21 protein-coding genes and 3 tRNA genes are annotated in these 17,386 nt (G+C 51.3%); 13 read left to right on the top strand and 11 right to left on the bottom strand.

What is annotated here, in order from left to right:
* Positions 1 to 57 precede the first annotated feature (57 nt).
* The 4 genes from dnaC to OGX96_RS01525 form a co-directional block, all read right to left on the bottom strand.
* Positions 58 to 795 (bottom strand): replicative helicase loader DnaC, encoded by a 738-nt coding sequence (dnaC, locus tag OGX96_RS01510; RefSeq protein ID WP_003019133.1) that lies wholly within the window; start codon positions 793 to 795, stop codon positions 58 to 60.
* 2 nt (positions 796 to 797) lie between these two features.
* The gene (gene dnaT, locus OGX96_RS01515; protein WP_286582086.1) at positions 798 to 1,337 is read right to left on the bottom strand and encodes a primosomal protein DnaT; all 540 of its coding nucleotides are present in this window, start codon (positions 1,335 to 1,337) and stop codon (positions 798 to 800) included.
* Positions 1,338 to 1,461: 124 nt separating this feature from the next.
* Positions 1,462 to 1,935 (bottom strand): threonine/serine exporter, encoded by a 474-nt coding sequence (locus OGX96_RS01520; protein WP_020996241.1) that lies wholly within the window; start codon positions 1,933 to 1,935, stop codon positions 1,462 to 1,464.
* On the bottom strand, positions 1,926 to 2,702 hold the full coding sequence (locus tag OGX96_RS01525) for a threonine/serine exporter family protein (protein WP_032942309.1): 777 nt from the start codon (positions 2,700 to 2,702) through the stop codon (positions 1,926 to 1,928). The genes OGX96_RS01520 and OGX96_RS01525 overlap by 10 nt, the downstream gene beginning before the upstream one ends.
* A gap of 458 nt (positions 2,703 to 3,160) precedes the next feature.
* On the opposite strand from OGX96_RS01525, the gene OGX96_RS01530 reads away from it, so the two are divergent.
* Both OGX96_RS01530 and bglJ read left to right on the top strand, forming a co-directional pair.
* Positions 3,161 to 3,886 (top strand): helix-turn-helix transcriptional regulator, encoded by a 726-nt coding sequence (locus OGX96_RS01530; protein ID WP_286582088.1) that lies wholly within the window; start codon positions 3,161 to 3,163, stop codon positions 3,884 to 3,886.
* Complete coding sequence (bglJ, locus tag OGX96_RS01535) at positions 3,847 to 4,524, top strand: DNA-binding transcriptional activator BglJ (protein ID WP_286582090.1); 678 nt, start codon at positions 3,847 to 3,849, stop codon at positions 4,522 to 4,524. The genes OGX96_RS01530 and bglJ overlap by 40 nt, the downstream gene beginning before the upstream one ends.
* A gap of 57 nt (positions 4,525 to 4,581) precedes the next feature.
* On the opposite strand, the gene OGX96_RS01540 is transcribed toward bglJ, so the two are convergent.
* Entirely contained in the window at positions 4,582 to 5,040 is a 459-nt protein-coding gene (locus OGX96_RS01540) for a YbaK/EbsC family protein (RefSeq protein WP_048236181.1), read from the bottom strand.
* Positions 5,041 to 5,275: 235 nt separating this feature from the next.
* Between OGX96_RS01540 and OGX96_RS01545 the strand changes: the two genes are divergently transcribed.
* Positions 5,276 to 5,419 (top strand): hypothetical protein, encoded by a 144-nt coding sequence (locus OGX96_RS01545; RefSeq protein WP_020996240.1) that lies wholly within the window; start codon positions 5,276 to 5,278, stop codon positions 5,417 to 5,419.
* Positions 5,409 to 6,752, top strand: a complete 1,344-nt coding sequence (locus OGX96_RS01550; protein ID WP_003829998.1) for a PTS cellobiose transporter subunit IIC — start codon at positions 5,409 to 5,411, stop codon at positions 6,750 to 6,752. Before OGX96_RS01545 ends, OGX96_RS01550 begins: the two co-directional genes overlap by 11 nt.
* Positions 6,753 to 6,781: 29 nt before the next feature.
* Here the strand turns inward: OGX96_RS01550 and fhuF are convergent, their stop codons facing one another.
* Positions 6,782 to 7,570: a siderophore-iron reductase FhuF gene (gene fhuF, locus OGX96_RS01555; protein ID WP_286582093.1), complete on the bottom strand. Its 789-nt coding sequence runs from the start codon at positions 7,568 to 7,570 to the stop codon at positions 6,782 to 6,784.
* Between the two features lie 108 nt (positions 7,571 to 7,678).
* On the bottom strand, positions 7,679 to 8,755 hold the full coding sequence (locus OGX96_RS01560; RefSeq protein ID WP_003829994.1) for a GGDEF domain-containing protein: 1,077 nt from the start codon (positions 8,753 to 8,755) through the stop codon (positions 7,679 to 7,681).
* Positions 8,756 to 9,010: 255 nt separating this feature from the next.
* On the opposite strand from OGX96_RS01560, the gene OGX96_RS01565 reads away from it, so the two are divergent.
* Positions 9,011 to 9,247 (top strand): DUF1435 domain-containing protein, encoded by a 237-nt coding sequence (locus OGX96_RS01565; protein WP_003019100.1) that lies wholly within the window; start codon positions 9,011 to 9,013, stop codon positions 9,245 to 9,247.
* A 39-nt stretch (positions 9,248 to 9,286) separates the two neighbouring features.
* Here OGX96_RS01565 and OGX96_RS01570 read toward each other — a convergent pair.
* The 4 genes from OGX96_RS01570 to rsmC form a co-directional block, all read right to left on the bottom strand.
* A tRNA-Leu gene (locus OGX96_RS01570) sits at positions 9,287 to 9,372 on the bottom strand.
* A gap of 32 nt (positions 9,373 to 9,404) precedes the next feature.
* Positions 9,405 to 9,490: transfer RNA gene (locus tag OGX96_RS01575), tRNA-Leu, on the bottom strand.
* 28 nt (positions 9,491 to 9,518) lie between these two features.
* A tRNA-Leu gene (locus OGX96_RS01580) sits at positions 9,519 to 9,605 on the bottom strand.
* Between the two features lie 222 nt (positions 9,606 to 9,827).
* On the bottom strand, positions 9,828 to 10,859 hold the full coding sequence (gene rsmC / locus OGX96_RS01585) for a 16S rRNA (guanine(1207)-N(2))-methyltransferase RsmC (RefSeq protein WP_286582096.1): 1,032 nt from the start codon (positions 10,857 to 10,859) through the stop codon (positions 9,828 to 9,830).
* A gap of 103 nt (positions 10,860 to 10,962) precedes the next feature.
* On the opposite strand from rsmC, the gene holD reads away from it, so the two are divergent.
* The 8 genes from holD (at position 10,963) to OGX96_RS01625 (ending at position 17,350) form a co-directional block, all read left to right on the top strand.
* Positions 10,963 to 11,376 carry a DNA polymerase III subunit psi gene (gene holD, locus OGX96_RS01590; protein ID WP_003829988.1) on the top strand — a complete coding sequence of 138 codons (414 nt, stop codon included), beginning with the start codon at positions 10,963 to 10,965 and terminating at the stop codon, positions 11,374 to 11,376.
* A complete protein-coding gene (gene rimI / locus OGX96_RS01595; RefSeq protein WP_003829985.1) occupies positions 11,345 to 11,791 on the top strand; it encodes a ribosomal protein S18-alanine N-acetyltransferase in 447 nt (148 codons plus the stop codon). Before holD ends, rimI begins: the two co-directional genes overlap by 32 nt.
* Before the next feature lie 14 nt (positions 11,792 to 11,805).
* Complete coding sequence (yjjG, locus tag OGX96_RS01600; protein ID WP_008786125.1) at positions 11,806 to 12,486, top strand: pyrimidine 5'-nucleotidase; 681 nt, start codon at positions 11,806 to 11,808, stop codon at positions 12,484 to 12,486.
* 92 nt (positions 12,487 to 12,578) lie between these two features.
* Positions 12,579 to 14,168, top strand: coding sequence for a peptide chain release factor 3 (gene prfC, locus OGX96_RS01605; protein WP_003829982.1), 1,590 nt, complete (start codon positions 12,579 to 12,581; stop codon positions 14,166 to 14,168).
* 308 nt (positions 14,169 to 14,476) lie between these two features.
* On the top strand, positions 14,477 to 15,094 hold the full coding sequence (osmY, locus tag OGX96_RS01610; protein ID WP_071446017.1) for a molecular chaperone OsmY: 618 nt from the start codon (positions 14,477 to 14,479) through the stop codon (positions 15,092 to 15,094).
* Positions 15,095 to 15,221: 127 nt separating this feature from the next.
* Positions 15,222 to 15,383, top strand: coding sequence for a DUF1328 domain-containing protein (locus tag OGX96_RS01615; protein WP_003019081.1), 162 nt, complete (start codon positions 15,222 to 15,224; stop codon positions 15,381 to 15,383).
* Positions 15,384 to 15,503: 120 nt separating this feature from the next.
* Entirely contained in the window at positions 15,504 to 16,577 is a 1,074-nt protein-coding gene (locus tag OGX96_RS01620) for a patatin-like phospholipase family protein (RefSeq protein ID WP_008786128.1), read from the top strand.
* Complete coding sequence (locus OGX96_RS01625; RefSeq protein WP_174770728.1) at positions 16,574 to 17,350, top strand: metal-dependent hydrolase; 777 nt, start codon at positions 16,574 to 16,576, stop codon at positions 17,348 to 17,350. Before OGX96_RS01620 ends, OGX96_RS01625 begins: the two co-directional genes overlap by 4 nt.
* The last annotated feature ends 36 nt before the right edge of the window (positions 17,351 to 17,386 follow it).

The following is a 17,386-nucleotide window of genomic DNA, read 5'->3' on the forward strand; positions in this document are numbered from 1 at the left end:
TGTTATGCCTTTTCAGCGCAGTATAGCGCTGCCTGTCTTAGGAGTGTTCCTAATACCTTAATACTCTTTCCCGGTTACCCGACTACGGTAGCTTTCCCAGTTAAAAATGACCCACAGACTGTTGCCAAGGCGCATACGATCCATCACGCGCTCACCCAGCAGCTTGTTCATTTCATCCATATTGCTGTTAGTTAACATACCGGTCGGACGTTTTGAGGACGAACGGCGATCGACAATCTGATTAATGATCACTTTTTCATAGCGGGATTCGGTCTGCATGCCGATCTCGTCGATCACCAGCAGATCCACATTGCTCAGATCGTTGAGCAGCTGTTCTTCGCTGGTTTCACGATTACTGAACGTTTCTTTCATCGCCGACATGATATCGGCCACGGTAATGATCAATACCGACTTGCCGCGCAGCAGCAGTTCGTTGCAGATGGCGGCGGCTAAATGGTTTTTGCCGGTGCCGGGTTTGCCGGAGAAGATAAAGCTGGCGATGTTGCCGTCAAACTCTTCAACATACTGGCGGGCTTTGCTCAGGGCGTTCATCTGACCTTCGCACTCTACCCGATAGTTTTCGAACGAACAGTTCTGATGCAGCGGACGGATACCGGAACGGTTGAATGTGCGCTGCATTTTCATAGCCCGGTTTTCGCGGGCCAGCGCTGCGGCACGAATTTCACCTTGCTCTTTTTGCCATGCCAGCAGTTCTTCGCCCGTTTTAAAGGCGGGCTCGACATTAGGTGGCATCATTTTTTGCAGACGTTTCATCAGGTCGCCAACGTTTTTCATCGTTATCCTCTAAAACCCGGTGGAATGTGGCTGTCAGGTTCACTGACGCTGTTCACATCGCGCTTTGGCATTCCGCCATTGCTGGCCCGTCCAATCTGAATGCTGCGCGCCAGTTTTTGCTGCCACTGAATATGGTGAAAGACTTTTCCTTCAGCCTGCCAGTAGGCAACAAATGAGGCCAGCTCTTCAGCAGTAACCGGCTCTCTCAACGCTACGCCCCATAAAGCGGCCTGACGCTGAAAGTCGGCATCAGGCTGCCAGGCAGCGTACATCGCAAATTTCCCCATTGGTACGGCAACGGGAGCGGCTTGCGGCTCTTCATAAAATTGATCATCTAATGTCACATCGCTTCCCGGGCGTGACAGTTTCTCCTCAAGCGCCAACAGCTCAGCCAGTCTCGCAGGCGTCACCGCGTAAAACGCTGGCGCATTGTTAGCGAATACGGCTACGGCGCCACCCGTAGACTTGGCCAGCACGGCGTGGTGATCGTGTAGTAAGGCGTCAATGCTAGTGACGTCTGGCGTCAAAATTTTGCAGGGCATAATGTTTCTCAATACTGAACAACAACCGAGAAGGGGACTGCTTTTATAGTAACACAGAGAAGAAGGAGAGCAGCAGATGAGGGGGAGATTCCCCTCTCTGCAGGGCATTAAAGAAAGTGCACCGTCAAACGCGTGGGCGTTTGCGATACAGCCATAATCCTGGCACGGATAGTCCGATGGAGAGCGCGCCGACGATCGATGAGGCTTTCAGGAAATTGGTCAGCAGGGTGATCATCAGCGCTTCGCTGTAGCCAAAATGACCGATTTTTACCGCCGAGATCATGGCGGTGTAAGCGGAGATCCCAGGGAACATCGGGATCACTGCCGCAACGGTAAAGACTTTCGGATGTGCCAGATACCAACGCGACCACTGGATCCCAATGCAGCCGACCAGCAGCGATGCCATAAAAGTCGACCATTCGATATTAAACCCTGCGCTCATCATCACCATTCGCGAACCGTGGCCGAGCGCGCCGAGTAACGCACACCAGGGGAGCGCCCGATGAGGGACATTAAATACCATGGCAAAGCCTACCGCCGGGATCGCCGACAGGATCATGTCCTGCATTAACGCCAATATGAAATCGATCACGCCCATCCGCGCAGCCCCCATAAGGTCATCGACATGACCACGCCAATGCAGGTTGCCAATGTCAGCAAACTGGCAATTGCCCAGCGGGCGAGCCCGGTATTAATGTGTCCCTTAAACATATCCGCGACGGAGTTGATCAGCGGAAAGCCCGGAACCAGTAGCAGCACGCTGGCGGCCATGGCGATGGTCGGGGTGTGGCTAAACGTCGGTAGCGTCAGCAGCAGACCAGAAATCGTTGTCGCCACAAACGCGGTGATGCAAAAGTTAATTTGTGGGTGCAAATGCCGGGATGCCAGAATCTGACGGATATACATTGCCACCATGCTGGCGAAAAAGGTGATCACCGCACCATCCCATCCGCCGTTATTGAGTTTACAAAAGCAGGCGCAGGACAAACCGACCATGAAGGCGACCAGCCATCTTGGATAGCGTAGCGGCTTAATCTGGCTAAAGCGTTTCTCTACCCCTTTAATATCCAGCAGTTTATGTTCCGCCAAAATGACAATGTGCTGCACTTCCGTCACGACGTGCATATTAATGCCGCGATCCTGATTTTTTCGCGTTGATGTCAGGCATTGCCCGTCTTTAATGGTGGTCAGGACGATAGCGTTAGAGGAGATGGCGCTTTCTACGCTATCCATGCCAAGTGCCAGCCCGAGTCGGGTGGATAACTCGTCAACCAGAGCGCTTTCTGCCCCATGCTGAAGTAAAAAAAGTCCGCATTGAATACATAACCGTGTAACCGTTCGCTGTGACGACTGCTCTGTTTGCATGGCTCGCTCTGACTGAAAAGGATCTCTTTGAGTGACGAATGTCTTCTTTTTATCATGAAGCATGAGCCCGCTGGCTCTGGCTAAGATCAATCTTTGTGTCGAAAAAAGACACAGGTGATACGGTTGTGGCATCTTAACGCCCCCGTTCGCTAAGGTACGAGAGGGAGACATGATTGAAATGTAGCGCTATTTTCCCGGATGGCAAATACGTAAGCCATGCTAACGATCTATTGTAGTTATTATAATTGTACAGATAATGTATTTATACGTAATTGTGCAATAATAGCTTAGAATTTGGCGCTATTTGGATGGTGCCGTCAATACTTTTTGAAATAAATACCAAGGATAACAATTCACCCCGCTTATTGTTCGGAGTATTTTCCTGTGAGTTAAGATTATTAATCCACCCGGGAGAATTTAATTAAGTACGATTGCGGACTGGTGAGTGTGGAGGGGATATGTTGCCAGGACGCTGCAAAAACGCAATTATTATTAGTAAATCACCGATTATACAAACTGGGCTTAAAGGTATAATGCAGGGAAAGTTCTCCGATTACGAACTTACCTACTGTCGTTCTGTTGAAGAACTGACGTTATTACAGCTACGGTGTGCTGATTTGGTAATTGCTGATTTAACCGGAGACTGCAATCATCCACGTGCAGTTTGCGAACAATATTATTCTTTATTATCTCAATACCGTGATATTCACTGGGTATTTCTCGTATCTCGTATCTTTTATCCTCTGGCGGTTGAACTACTGATGTGTCCTGTCAGCTCGCTGCTCTCTGACGCCGAGCCGATTGGAAGTTTAGTGAATGTCATTCACGCGGGAAATACACGAGCAGAGAGAATAAGCAAGGCGCTGCTCTCTCCGCCTGCTATGCCGCAATTGTTAGACCATAGCGCACGATCTATCGTTCTCACTCTCTCTGAAAGAAAAGTATTGCGCCTCCTTGGGAAAGGATGGGGGATTAACCAGATTGCGGCGTTGCTGAAAAAAAGCAATAAAACAATCAGTGCCCAAAAGAATAGCGCTATGCGTCGCTTGTCGATAAATAGCAATGCAGAAATGTATGCCTGGATAAATAGTTCTCAAGGATCGCGAGAACTTAATTTACCTTCAGTTTATGGAGAAACCACGGAATGGAAAGCAGAATCATCAAAAGAAACGTTGCGCTGGTAGAAAAGTGCACGATGAGCAGCGTGGGTATTAAGAGTTTATTTAATACCATGCCGGATGACCAATATAAACTTCATCTCTTTTCAAACCAGCCCGCTTTTAGCCAGGCAATGTTAAAGATGTCGTTTTCGGCAGTTATTTTTTCCCTCTCTGCAATCAGAACCGATCGAAGAGCAGGGTTGACCTATTTAACGGAGCTGGCGATAAATTATCCGCGGATTCGCCGTGTGGTGATTGCCGATGATGACGCTGAAGCGCGTTTAATTGGTTCCCTATCCCCCTTGCCGTTAGATGGCGTTGTGAGTAAAGCTTCTTCGTTAACGTTGTTGCAGGACGCGTTATTTACGGCGTTAAGCAGCCCTGGTCGGGGAACCGAAGGCACGAAAAACCATTGGTATATTAATCAAAGCCGTATGCTCAGCCCGACAGAACGAGAAATACTGCGCTTTATGTCGAATGGTTATTCGATGCCACAGATTGCTGTTCAGCTTGAACGGAACATCAAAACCATTCGGGCACACAAATTTAATGTGATGTCCAAACTGGGGGTCAGCTCGGATGCCGGGTTATTGGATGCCGCCGACATCCTGTTGTATCTGCGTGCCGGCGAGCCAGCGCCTTTTATGCAGGCGGTTTCGTGACGGGCAACGTTGACGTGTTTCTTGCCGGGCTTGGCAGCCGGTTTAGCGCGTGAAACATTACTGACACACGTCAACCCAGGTGGCAGAAGTCAGTTCAACCATCCTTTCAGGCGTGATGCGAACCGCGCTGTGGATGGCACCTGCGGCAGGCAGCACTTCAGCGTAGTGTTTCAGAGAAACATCACAGTACACTGATATCGGTGTTTCTAATCCGAAGGGGCAAACGCCGCCAACGGGGTGCCCCGTCGCGTTCACGACCTCATCACTACTTAACATTCGGGCTTTGGCACCGAACGTACTCTTAAGCTTTTTATTATCCAGTCGGGCATCGCCTTTTGCCACGACCAGGATGATATCGTTCTTCACCTTTAGCGAAAGTGTTTTCGCTATTTGGCCAGGTTCAACGTTATGGGCTTTTGCTGCCAGATCAACGGTTGCTGTGCTCTGGTTTAATTCGATTATCTCGATATCTGGTGCATGTTGCGCCAGGAATTGGCGTACTGATTGCAAACTCATTCTTCTCTCCCTATCGCTTACAGATAGCCCTGCACAGCAGAAAACTGCAGGATGTAATTTGTCATAGGGGCAACCACACTGTAAATATTTTATTGTAACAACATAGCAACATTAGCAGTTTTTCGATCGTCTTCACAATCAAAGAAACCGGTTACAGTAACCGGTTGCAGAATGCTGAAATGACGATTAATACTGAAGTTGTCACTTCCTCTGTATCACATAATAAGAGCCATCTATGAAACTTAACTCGAAAAGCGGTAGCGCTGGTGTTCCTCCCGGCACGGTTGCGAAAAGTGGTAATGGGCTTTACGTGGTGGCGGTGTTGATGCCAGCACGGTTGCAGGGTTTTGCACAACGGGAGAACGGCTATGTCTACTAACCATGCTGTGTTTAACGTGATTTTCCGCTTTGTTGAAAATTACGTCAGCCCTGTTGCCGGGCGCATCTCTTCGCAACGACATGTAATGGCCATTCGCGACGGTTTTATTTCGGCGATGCCTTTTATGATTGTAGGCTCTTTTCTGCTGGTTTTTGCCTATCCGCCTTTTTCTCCGGATACCACCTGGGGATTTGCTCGCGCGTGGCTGGATCTGGCAAAACAGTTTGAAGGCCAAATCCTCACACCGTTTGATATGACGATGGGGATTATGTCGGTCTACATATGTGCGGCTATTGCTTATAACCTGGGCAAGCACTATGTGAAGTCCCATCAGTTAGATCCGTTTATGTGTGCGATGCTATCAATCATGGCTTTTTTGCTGATTGCCGCGCCAAAAACCAAAGGCACAATGCCGGTTGATAGCCTGGGAGGAACGGGGATTTTCACCGCCATCCTGGTGGCCATTTACTGTGTTGAAATGATGCGCTTCCTGAAGGCGCACAACATCGGCATCCGTTTACCCGATCAGGTGCCGCCGATGATCAAAAACTCTTTCGATCTGCTGATCCCGGTGCTGGTGGTAGTACTGACGCTGTACCCGCTGAGTCTGGTGATACAGTCGCAGTTTGACATGCTGATCCCTCAGGCCATTATGGCCATCTTTAAACCACTGGTGTCGGCTGCAGATTCTCTCCCGGCGATACTTCTGGCGGTATTGATTGGACATCTATTGTGGTTTGCGGGTATTCACGGCGCGGCAATTGTGTCGGGAATGCTGCAAATGTTCTGGCTAACTAATCTTGGGATGAACCAGTCGGCGCTGGCGCAGGGCGCGCCGTTACCGCATATCTTTATGGAAGCGTTCTGGACGTTCTTTATTGTGGTCGGAGGGTCAGGTGCAACGATGGGGTTGGTGATTTGCTATCTGCGTAGTCGTTCGGCTCATCTACGCTCGATTGGGCGTCTGAGCGTAGTCCCCAGCATTTTTAATATTAACGAACCGGTGATTTTTGGTACGCCGATTGTCATGAACCCGGTGTTTTTTATCCCCTTCCTGCTGGCCCCAATGGTGAATGCGGTACTGGCCTGGGCGGCGATGAAACTGGATTTAATTGGGCGGGTCATTTCAGTGGTTCCCTGGACAGCACCGGCACCGGTTGGCGCGGCATGGGCATTAGGCTGGGATTATCGTGCGGCTATTCTGGTGGTGCTGTTGGCGCTAGTGTCGGCCGTTATCTACTTCCCATTCTTTAAGGTCTACGAAAAGCAGCTATTGGCGCAGGAAAAAGAAGAAGCGCAGCGTATGGAAGAGGAAAACCAGCAGGTTGCATAAATATCTGGCGAGGGGCTACGGCTCCTCGCTTACTTCAGCGTGCAGTCTCCGCATTGCTGAACGTCAGGCAGGCGATAGCGTTGGCAGCAGGTTCTGCGTACTAACAGCCCCTCGCGCGGAACAACGGTTCGCCACAGAGGGTTATCCTGACCGCAGGAGAGTTGTTTCTCAAAAAAGCAGGTCTGGCGCAGCGTGGTCAGCAGTTCCTCACCTAGCAACGGCTTCATTTCCGTTAAATACCAGTGAATTAAATATCCGGTGTTGCTCCAGATAAGCTTCGCGTTGATCTCGCCCGTCGCTTCCAGCGCCTGCACAACCGGCGTCAGCGCTGAGAGAATCAGCGTTTCCATGCGTTGTTGAGGGGACAGAGCTGTTGCCTGGTGATCCTGATGGACGTCGATCCAGAAGCAGGCCGCACGGCCCGTTTCGTGAAACTCTACGCGCATATGTTCAGGAGAGACGTCGATAGCCTCTTTTTGCGTCAGTAGGGCCACCATTAACGGAGGCATCATCAGGCCGATATACCATTGCGCCCAAAGAGAAATCAGGGGCTTATTTTCGCGGGGTAGCGTGGGTTGGTTGCGATAGATATGGTCTGAATAAACGGCCAGCAGCGAGCTAAGCGTCGCCGGTTGCGTCCATTCATGCAGCGTCATTGCACCTGGCACAGGCGTTTCGTCAAGACGAATGAAGTCCAGCAGGTGCTCGCGAGTTTTGGCTATCGTTGTGCGTACGGCAGCAGCCAGCGAGGGCATCTCTGAGGGGAGATGGCTACGCCAGATGACATCTTCAACGATCGGTGCGGAACGATAAGCCATGTCGATATAAGGATGTTAATCTTAATGATAATGATTGCTAATCCTATAATTGACATTGAGCGATGGCAAGATCTTTGTCGCCATCCCGAGCGGCAGCGCACAGAAAGCTCAGGTAGAGGGGCAGTTTACCCGCAGCTCATCGCTGACCAGGGTATTGTTACGCCCAAGATTCTTGGCCTCGTAAAGGGCTTTATCCGCTTTGGCGATAGCAGCATCAATATCCTGTTCTACCAGAGGTGCAATGCCGATACTGACGGTTACGTTGGTTGCCACGCTCTCATTAAACATGTGAGGGATTTTAAGATCGTACACTTTCTGGCGGATACGTTCGGCGGCAGCCTGGGCCTGCTGTGGATCGACCGCGGTCAGCAAAATCATAAACTCTTCACCGCCAAAACGCGCCACCACGTCCCGGGAGCGTACGGAGTCTCGGATGGCGGCAGAAACACGGATCAACGCCTGGTCGCCCATCATATGTCCGTAATGATCGTTATAGGATTTGAAATGGTCGATATCCAGCAGCAGAACGAAGTGCCTCGAATTACTCAGAGCCAACAGCGTATCGAGCCGGTGTTGCAGCCCCCGGCGATTATACAAACCGGTTAGCGGGTCGAGCATGCTGAGCCCGTTCAGGGTTTCCCTTTCCTCCAGCAGTTTGTACATCAGTTGCTGAGCGAATCCATCGTAGCGCTTTTGTATCACATGCTGAATGGCGATACCGGCCATAGGCAGCGCCATAAAATAGAAAATCCGCAAACCATGTTCGCTGCCGTTAAGCCATAAACAAACAGCGACGGAGGGGAGTGAGTGGAGCGTAAACGCGATGATATTATTGGCAAAAGCGATAGAGCCAATAAACAGTACGCTGAGCAGCGCTATTAACAGGAAATAATAATCATTCTGACCTAGAGCATTATATTTCAAGAATATATGTAACGCCCATAACAAGCCAAAAACGATTGAAATAAAAGGGAGATTAATTCTTTTATCCGCGTATTTCCCATGCCATACCAGCAGCAGTGTACTCATCACCAGCATCAGCAACGCCGGTACTGATAAGGCTTTGACCGCAAACAGTGGGAAAAAAAGCGTAAACAGCGCGGAGACTGCGTTGAGCAGCAGAAACAGTCGTAAAGAGAGTTGGTATTTTTTTGTGCGCAGAGTTCGCCAGGATTGTACTGTCATAGGTAAATATTGTTAGTTATCTGCAATGTACGAAGGTGTGTTGGTAAATAAAACAAATAACGAACGGGGTATCATTCGCAGAGGTTTTTATTGTTTTTAGTTGAAGATCTAACCGGTGAGCAATTTATCACCTTGGATTATTCATGTCATCAATCGTTAAGTAAAACTCATATAATTGATAGTGCTTCACGGCTGACAAATGAGAAATTTTATCATATGATATTGGTTATCATTATCAATGTCATAGGTGAAATCATGTTGCAACGTACGCTGGGCAGTGGATGGGGTGTTCTGCTGCCGGGAATGCTGATTGCCGGGATGGCATATAGCGACCTGTCGGTCTACGTATGGAAGGTGATGATTGTATTAGGATTACTGCTGACTTCGCTCATGCTGTACCACAAACGTTTACGTCACTTTGTTTTGTTACCTTCATGCGCGGCACTGATTGGTGGCATTGTTTTGGTAATGATGAACTGGAATCAGGGATGAACAAAACAGAGAAGGAAATCGAGAGGGAAATAAGATAATTGGTGCGAGGGGGGGGACTCGAACCCCCACATCCTAAGGACACTAACACCTGAAGCTAGCGCGTCTACCAATTCCGCCACCTTCGCACAGTCATCTTATTTTTTTGATATCGCCTCGTTGGTGCGAGGGGGGGGACTCGAACCCCCACATCCTAAGGACACTAACACCTGAAGCTAGCGCGTCTACCAATTCCGCCACCTTCGCCCAGTGCGAGCAATATCAACGTGGATTATGGTGCGAGGGGGGGGACTTGAACCCCCACGTCCGAAAGGACACTAACACCTGAAGCTAGCGCGTCTACCAATTCCGCCACCTTCGCATACCATCGACACTCAAAAAGTATCGTTACCACGGGGGCGAATTCTAGAGATTTTATGCAGGGCGTCAACAGTTAATTTTCGAACTTAACGTGATTGCCGAAAAAAAAGGCGTTTCTTCGGTTTTTGGCGTTTTATGCAGGCCGGATAAGCGATAGCGCCATCCGGCGTTGCTCGGTGTCACGCCGGATGGCGGCGTAAACGCCTTATCTGGCCTACAGCCGTTAGGCTTTTTTCGCCTGGCGCGTCATCACAGTGCGATAGACCTTGAAACGTCCGGTCTGCGCGATAACTTCATGGAAGCCAAACACTTCATCCAGAACCTTCGGATAAGGCAGGAAGGCGTTCGCCACAATACGCAGTTCACCACCGCTGTTGAGATGACGCACTGCGCCACGAATCAGCGTTTGTGCGGCATCAAGGCTGGTCTGCATACCGTCGTGGAACGGCGGGTTGGAGATGATCATATCAAAACGACCCGTCACGTCAGAAAAGACGTTACTGGCGATGACGTCACCTTCAATGCCGTTGGCTGCAAGCGTTGCGCGGCTGGCTTCAACGGCGGCGGCGCTAACATCGCACAGGGTTAAGCGCACTTTCGGCGAGTGACTGGCTAAGGCGACGGAGAGAACGCCTGCGCCACAGCCGACATCCAGCACTTTGCCTTTGGTGTGCGGCGTCAGCGTGGAGAGCAGCAGTTGGCTGCCAACATCCAGACCGTCACGGCTGAAGACGCCCGGCAGCGTTTTGATGGTCAGATTTTCTGTCTGGTATTCATCCCAGTATTTTTCTGCATCAAAGACCGGCTGTTTTTCCAGACGACCGTGGTACAGGCCACAGCGACGTGCGCTGTCGACTTTGTTTAACGGTGCGTATTCGGCCAGCATCTGCTCTGCGCTACGTACACCGCTGCGATTCTCTCCGACAACAAAAATATCGGTGCCCACCGGTAACAGCGACAGAATGTTCATCAACTGGAACTGGGCTTCCGGCTTATTCTTCGGCCAGTAGTAGATCAGCGTATCGCTATCGGCAACGTCATCGGCCTGCGCGACGAGGCTGAAGCGGACGTTGTCGCCCATCTGGCGGTTAAGCACCTGCCAGTGGTGAAGTTGCTGGGTGTGCGCACGGCTTGCGGCGCTTTCAAAATGGGCAGGCAGGTCATCCTGCAAATCACCGGCAAACAGAATATGGCTTTGTTCGAAATCATCACTGTGGCGCAGCAAGACTTCACTTGCCGGGGTAAAAGCAGACATGGAATGCTCCTTAAATTGTACAGCGGGGGATTATAGTTGTTTGATGGCACGGATTCGACAAATTTGCTATATTTGCGCCCCTGATAGACAGGAGTGTTTCGCTATGACATCCCGACGAGACTGGCAGTTACAGCAACTGGGCATTACGCAGTGGTCGTTGCGTCGTCCTGGCGCACTGCAGGGCGAGATCGCGATTTCCATTCCTGCGCATGTCCGTTTGGTGATGGTTGCTGCACAGTTACCCGCGCTAACCGAACCGTTGATCAGCGATATTTTACGTGCATTAACCGTTAGCCCGGATCAGGTTTTACAATTGACGCCTGACCGTGTCGCCATGCTGCCGCAAGGCAGTCGCTGTAATAGCTGGCGGCTGGGAACCGAAGAGCCGCTGCTGCTGGAGGGCGCTCAGGTCGAGAGTCCTGCGTTTAATGAATTACGGGAAAACCCAGCGGCACGCGCCGCGTTATGGCAACAAATCTGCGCATATGAACACGATTTCTTCCCTCGAGCCGACTGATTTACCCGCAGCATTTCAGATTGAAAAACGCGCCCACGCTTTTCCGTGGAGTGAAAAAACATTTGCCAGCAACCAGGGCGATCGCTACCTCAATTTTCAGTTGAGGGTTGACGACGTGATGGCCGCCTTTGCAATTACGCAGGTCGTACTGGATGAAGCGACGTTGTTCAATATCGCCGTCGATCCTGACTTTCAGCGCCGGGGCCTGGGGCGTGAGCTGCTGGAGCACCTGATCGATGAGCTGGAAAAGCGTGGCATTTTGACCCTGTGGCTTGAAGTGCGCGCCTCGAATGCGGCCGCTATCGCGCTGTACGAAAGCTTAGGCTTTAACGAGGCGACGATCCGTCGCAACTACTATCCAACGGCCGATGGTCACGAAGACGCCATCATCATGGCGTTGCCAATCAGCATGTAAGACAAGGTGTAATGATGAAGAAGTGGGACTGGATTTTCTTTGATGCCGACGAAACGCTGTTTACGTTTGACTCGTTTACCGGCTTACAGCGGATGTTTCTCGACTATAGCATTACCTTTACCGCTGAAGATTTTCAGGACTACCAGGCCGTGAATAAACCGCTGTGGGTGGATTACCAAAACGGCGCGATTACCTCATTACAACTGCAGCATGCCCGTTTTCAGAGCTGGGCCGAACGCCTGAAGGTTGAACCGGGCCAGCTTAATGACGCATTCATCAATGCGATGGCGGAGATCTGCTCACCGTTGCCGGGGGCGGTTTCTCTGCTCAATGCGATTCGTGATAAAACGAAAATAGGCATCATTACTAACGGCTTTACCGCGTTGCAGCAAATCCGCCTTGAGCGGACGGGGCTGCGCGACTATTTCGACCTGCTGGTGATTTCTGAGCAGGTTGGGGTGGCAAAACCCGACCCCCGTATTTTTGACCATGCGCTGGAGCAGGCGGGTAATCCTGACCGTTCTCGCGTGCTGATGGTGGGTGACACCGCAGAGTCCGATATTCTTGGCGGCATTAACGCCGGGCTATCCACCTGCTGGCTAAATACGCACCACCGCGAGCAGCCAGCGGGCATTCAGCCGACCTGGACCGTAGCGTCATTAAGCGAACTGGAGCAGCTCCTGTGTAAACACTGATTGCCTCCCCCCCGTTGATGGGTAAAATAGCCGCAATTTTTCGTATTCAACTTGCCCGGCCCGTTGCCGTGCTTACCTAAGAAGATTTGACTATGACGTTGTCTCCTTATTTGCAAGAGGTGGCCAAACGCCGCACTTTTGCCATTATTTCTCACCCGGATGCCGGTAAAACGACAATTACTGAAAAGGTACTGTTATTCGGACAGGCCATTCAGACCGCCGGTACGGTAAAAGGCCGTGGCTCCAGCCAGCATGCAAAATCTGACTGGATGGAAATGGAAAAGCAGCGTGGTATCTCAATTACCACCTCTGTGATGCAGTTTCCGTATCATGACTGCCTGGTGAACCTGCTGGACACCCCGGGGCACGAAGACTTCTCCGAAGATACCTATCGTACTCTGACGGCGGTGGACTGCTGCCTGATGGTTATCGATGCCGCAAAAGGCGTCGAGGATCGTACCCGTAAGCTGATGGAAGTTACCCGTCTGCGCGATACGCCGATCCTGACCTTTATGAACAAACTCGACCGTGACATCCGCGATCCGATGGAGCTGCTGGATGAAGTCGAGAACGAACTGAAAATCGGCTGTGCGCCAATCACCTGGCCGATTGGCTGCGGTAAGTTGTTCAAAGGTGTCTATCACCTTTATAAAGATGAAACTTACCTGTATCAGACCGGTAAAGGACACACCATTCAGGAAGTGCGTGTTGTTAAAGGTCTGAACAACCCGGAACTTGATGCTGCCGTGGGTGAAGACCTGGCGCAGCAGCTGCGTGACGAGCTGGAGCTGGTGCAGGGCGCGTCCAATGAGTTCGACCATGAGCTGTTCCTCGCGGGCGAAATCACCCCGGTCTTCTTCGGTACCGCGCTGGGTAACTTCGGCGTTGACCATATGCTGGACGGCTTAGTGGAGTGGGCGCCTGCGCCGATGCCGCGTAAAACCGACACCCGCGTCGTCGAAGCCTCAGAAGAGAAGTTCACCGGTTTCGTGTTTAAAATTCAGGCCAACATGGACCCGAAACACCGTGACCGCGTGGCGTTCATGCGTGTGGTATCCGGCAAGTATGAGAAAGGCATGAAAATGCGCCAGGTGCGCATTGGTAAAGACGTGGTGATCTCCGACGCACTCACCTTTATGGCCGGTGACCGTTCTCATGTGGAAGAAGCGTATCCGGGCGATATTCTCGGTCTGCATAACCACGGCACTATCCAGATCGGCGATACCTTTACACAGGGCGAAATGATGAAGTTCACCGGTATTCCGAACTTCGCACCGGAGCTGTTCCGTCGTATTCGCCTGAAGGATCCATTGAAGCAGAAACAGCTGCTGAAAGGGCTGGTTCAGCTGTCAGAAGAGGGCGCAGTGCAGGTATTCCGTCCGATCGCCAATAACGATTTGATCGTGGGCGCTGTCGGTGTGCTGCAGTTTGACGTGGTGGTTTCACGTCTGAAGAGCGAGTACAACGTTGAAGCGATTTATGAATCTGTCAACGTGGCGACTGCGCGCTGGGTAGAATGTTCTGACGTGAAGAAATTCGAAGAATTTAAGCGTAAGAACGAAATTCAGCTGGCGCTGGATGGCGGCGATAACCTCACCTATATCGCACCAACCATGGTTAACCTGAATCTCACTCAGGAACGTTACCCGGACGTTCAGTTCCGTAAAACACGCGAACACTAATCGACCTCCCAGGGCACGGTATCCACCGTGTCCTGCAACTTTTCCTGTCTTTTAAATCCCTTGCGGAATGTTCTTAAAACCTCGCGTTTTTCTTTTGTTTGCCTGTTTTTTAATCAATTCTGACTGCGATCACGAAATCGTGAACTATATTTAACAATGTGGTGACATAAATATCGGCGTTAAATGCTTTTTAGGCTGCCTGTTGCAGCGTCTATTGCTGATATTTATTCCACTTACAAGATTAGTTGCTGGTTCAGGCCGTGTAACGGCAGAGCATAGCTTTTAGCAAAACATACAGGAATACATCGATGACAATGACAGGACTTAAGATTTCTAAAACGCTGCTGGCCGTGATGCTGACCTCCGCTGTTGCAACGGGTTCTGCTTATGCAGAAAACGCCACGATGGATAAAGCGCAATCCGGCGTCGAAAGTGCGGGGCAGAAAGTCGATAGCTCTATGAACAAAGTCGGTAATTTCATGGATGACAGCACCATCACCGCGAAAGTAAAAGCCGCGCTGGTGGACCACGAAAGTATTAAGAGCACCGATATTTCCGTCAAAACAGATCAAAAGGTGGTGACACTAAGCGGGTTTGTTGAAAGCCAGGCACAGGCCGAAGAAGCGGTGAAAGTGGCGAAAGGCGTTGAGGGTGTGACCTCCGTTAGCGACAAACTGCACGTGCGCGATAGCAAAGACACCTCTGTAAAAGGTTATGCGGGCGATACGGCAATCACCAGTGAGGTAAAAGCCAAGCTGCTGGCCGATGATATCGTCCCTTCCCGCAAGGTGAAAGTTGAGACCACCGATGGCGTAGTGCAACTTTCAGGCACCGTCGATTCACAGGCTCAAAGCGATCGTGCTGAGAGCATCGCCAAAGCGATTGATGGCGTGAAAAGCGTCAAAAACGATCTCAAAACTCAGTAATTAGACTTAATTCGTCCTCCTGACGTTTGTCGGGAGGCGTGTTGTGCACCACACTGAAAATATCGCCGATGGGCAGCCTGAGCGCTCATATCAAGCGGTGAAATTAACTATGGTAAAGGAGAAGCATATGTTTCGATGGGGCATCATATTTCTGGTTATCGCGTTAATTGCCGCCGCACTCGGTTTTGGTGGACTGGCGGGTACTGCAGCCGGCGCAGCGAAAATTGTGTTCGTGGTGGGGATCATTCTGTTTTTGGTCAGCCTGTTTACCGGGCGTAAACGACCCTAGCCCATAGCCGTAAAGAAAAATTGCTACTAAGCCAGTCCATTGGACTGGCTTTTACGGTTTTAGCGTCAGGCGATTTGCGTTACTTTGTTGCTCTATTACAAAAACAACAGGAAGGCAGAGGTGGGGCAGAGAATACCCGTCACGCTCGGTAATATTGCGCCGTTATCGTTACGTCCGTTTCAACCAGGCAATATGGCGCTGGTGTGCGAGGGTGGGGGACAAAGAGGTATCTTTACCGCTGGCGTACTGGATGAATTCATGCGCGCGCAGTTTAATCCTTTTGAGCTCTTCTACGGGACGTCCGCTGGCGCGCAAAACCTTTCAGCCTATCTCTGTAACCAGCCCGGTTACGGCCGCAAAGTTATTATGCGATACACTACCCGACGCGAATTTTTTGACCCGGTGCGCTTTGTGCGCGGGGGAAACTTAATCGATCTCGACTGGCTGGTGGATTCGACTGCGTCCCAGATGCCGCTGGCAATGGATAACGCCGAGCGTCTGTTTGCCGCAGGGAAAGCGTTTTATATGTGCGCCTGTCGGGGCGATGATTACACGCCCGGCTATTTTTCGCCGAACCGGCAAAACTGGCTCGACCTCATTCGAGCCTCCAGCGCGATTCCCGGGTTCTACCGCACAGGGGTTGTATTGGACGGCGTGAACTATCTGGATGGAGGAGTTAGTGATGCCATACCTGTGCAGGAGGCAGCGAAGCAAGGGGCAAAAACGTTGGTAGTGATTCGCACTGTGCCTTCGCAAATGTACTACACCCCGCAGTGGTTCAAACGTATGGAGCGCTGGTTGGGTGAAAGTAGCCTGCAACCGTTTCTGAATCTGGTGCAGCATCATGAGACCAGCTATCGTGCTATCCAGAGTTTTATTGAGAAGCCGCCGGGCAAGCTGCGTATTTTTGAGATCTATCCGCCAAAACCACTCCATAGCATGGCGTTGGGCAGCCGTATTCCGGCACTGAGGGAAGATTACAAAACCGGACGCCTGTGCGGTCGTTACTTTCTGGCGACAGTCGGCAAACTGCTGGCGAAAAATGCGCCGCTGCCTCGTCAGACGCCGAAGATTGTGGTGCCGGGGCCGGTGGTAGTTCCTCCCGCGCCGGTGGCCAACGATGCCCATGTGCCAGTGGTGACCGATGCGCCTCAGGCGAACGACACGACGTTTGATAATGAGGATTTGGCGTGAGTTATCGTTTTATCGATACGCATTGTCACTTTGATTTCCCGCCGTTTACCGGCGATGAATCTGCCAGCATTCAGCGCGCGGCGGAGGTTGGTGTACAGAGCATTATCGTTCCGGCCACCCAAGCGGCGAATTTTCCCCGCGTACTGGCGTTAGCGGAAAATTATCCTCCATTGTTTGCCGCGCTTGGTCTGCATCCCATTGTTATTGAGCAACATAGCGATGACTGCCTGGACCAGTTGCAACAGGAGCTGGATAAGCGCCCACAAAAGCTGGTGGCGCTAGGCGAGATTGGATTGGATCTGTATCGGGACGATCCGCAATTCGAAAAGCAAGAGCGGGTGCTGGAAGCGCAGCTAAAGCTGGCGAAGCGGTATGAATTGCCGGTGATCCTGCATTCGCGGCGCACCCATGACAAGCTGGCGATGCACCTGAAACGTCATGCTTTGCCGCGAACTGGCGTGGTGCATGGTTTTTCCGGGAGCGTGCAGCAGGCAGAGCGCTTTGTGCAACTGGGATACAAAATTGGCGTGGGAGGCACCATTACCTATCCGCGCGCCAGTAAAACCCGCGAGGTAATAGCGCAACTGCCGCTGGAATCGCTGTTGCTGGAAACCGACGCGCCGGATATGCCGCTCAACGGCTTTCAGGGGCAGCCTAACCGCCCGGAGCAGGTAGTCAGAGTCTTCGACGTCTTATGCGAACTGCGCCCGGAACCTGCGGACGTGATCGCTGACGCGCTGTATCGTAATACCACGGCGTTGTTTAACATGTGATTGGATGGCGTACCCAGCCGACAAAAGTGTGCGTTC

This window comes from Citrobacter sp. Cpo100 (genome assembly GCF_030332595.1).
In the GTDB taxonomy this organism is placed as follows: Bacteria; Pseudomonadota; Gammaproteobacteria; order Enterobacterales; family Enterobacteriaceae; genus Citrobacter; species Citrobacter portucalensis.

Coding starts and splice junctions, on each gene's coding strand:
- OGX96_RS01520 (WP_020996241.1), bottom strand. CDS start 1,935: ATGGGCGTGATCGATTTCATATTGGCGTTAATGCAGGACATGATCCTG.
- OGX96_RS01540 (WP_048236181.1), bottom strand. CDS start 5,040: ATGAGTTTGCAATCAGTACGCCAATTCCTGGCGCAACATGCACCAGAT.
- OGX96_RS01525 (WP_032942309.1), bottom strand. CDS start 2,702: ATGCAAACAGAGCAGTCGTCACAGCGAACGGTTACACGGTTATGTATT.
- holD (WP_003829988.1), top strand. CDS start 10,963: ATGACATCCCGACGAGACTGGCAGTTACAGCAACTGGGCATTACGCAG.
- rimI (WP_003829985.1), top strand. CDS start 11,345: ATGAACACGATTTCTTCCCTCGAGCCGACTGATTTACCCGCAGCATTT.
- OGX96_RS01615 (WP_003019081.1), top strand. CDS start 15,222: ATGTTTCGATGGGGCATCATATTTCTGGTTATCGCGTTAATTGCCGCC.
- bglJ (WP_286582090.1), top strand. CDS start 3,847: ATGGAAAGCAGAATCATCAAAAGAAACGTTGCGCTGGTAGAAAAGTGC.
- OGX96_RS01560 (WP_003829994.1), bottom strand. CDS start 8,755: ATGACAGTACAATCCTGGCGAACTCTGCGCACAAAAAAATACCAACTC.
- fhuF (WP_286582093.1), bottom strand. CDS start 7,570: ATGGCTTATCGTTCCGCACCGATCGTTGAAGATGTCATCTGGCGTAGC.
- dnaT (WP_286582086.1), bottom strand. CDS start 1,337: ATGCCCTGCAAAATTTTGACGCCAGACGTCACTAGCATTGACGCCTTA.
- OGX96_RS01545 (WP_020996240.1), top strand. CDS start 5,276: ATGAAACTTAACTCGAAAAGCGGTAGCGCTGGTGTTCCTCCCGGCACG.
- osmY (WP_071446017.1), top strand. CDS start 14,477: ATGACAATGACAGGACTTAAGATTTCTAAAACGCTGCTGGCCGTGATG.
- dnaC (WP_003019133.1), bottom strand. CDS start 795: ATGAAAAACGTTGGCGACCTGATGAAACGTCTGCAAAAAATGATGCCA.
- OGX96_RS01530 (WP_286582088.1), top strand. CDS start 3,161: ATGTTGCCAGGACGCTGCAAAAACGCAATTATTATTAGTAAATCACCG.
- OGX96_RS01550 (WP_003829998.1), top strand. CDS start 5,409: ATGTCTACTAACCATGCTGTGTTTAACGTGATTTTCCGCTTTGTTGAA.
- OGX96_RS01565 (WP_003019100.1), top strand. CDS start 9,011: ATGTTGCAACGTACGCTGGGCAGTGGATGGGGTGTTCTGCTGCCGGGA.
- rsmC (WP_286582096.1), bottom strand. CDS start 10,859: ATGTCTGCTTTTACCCCGGCAAGTGAAGTCTTGCTGCGCCACAGTGAT.
- prfC (WP_003829982.1), top strand. CDS start 12,579: ATGACGTTGTCTCCTTATTTGCAAGAGGTGGCCAAACGCCGCACTTTT.
- yjjG (WP_008786125.1), top strand. CDS start 11,806: ATGAAGAAGTGGGACTGGATTTTCTTTGATGCCGACGAAACGCTGTTT.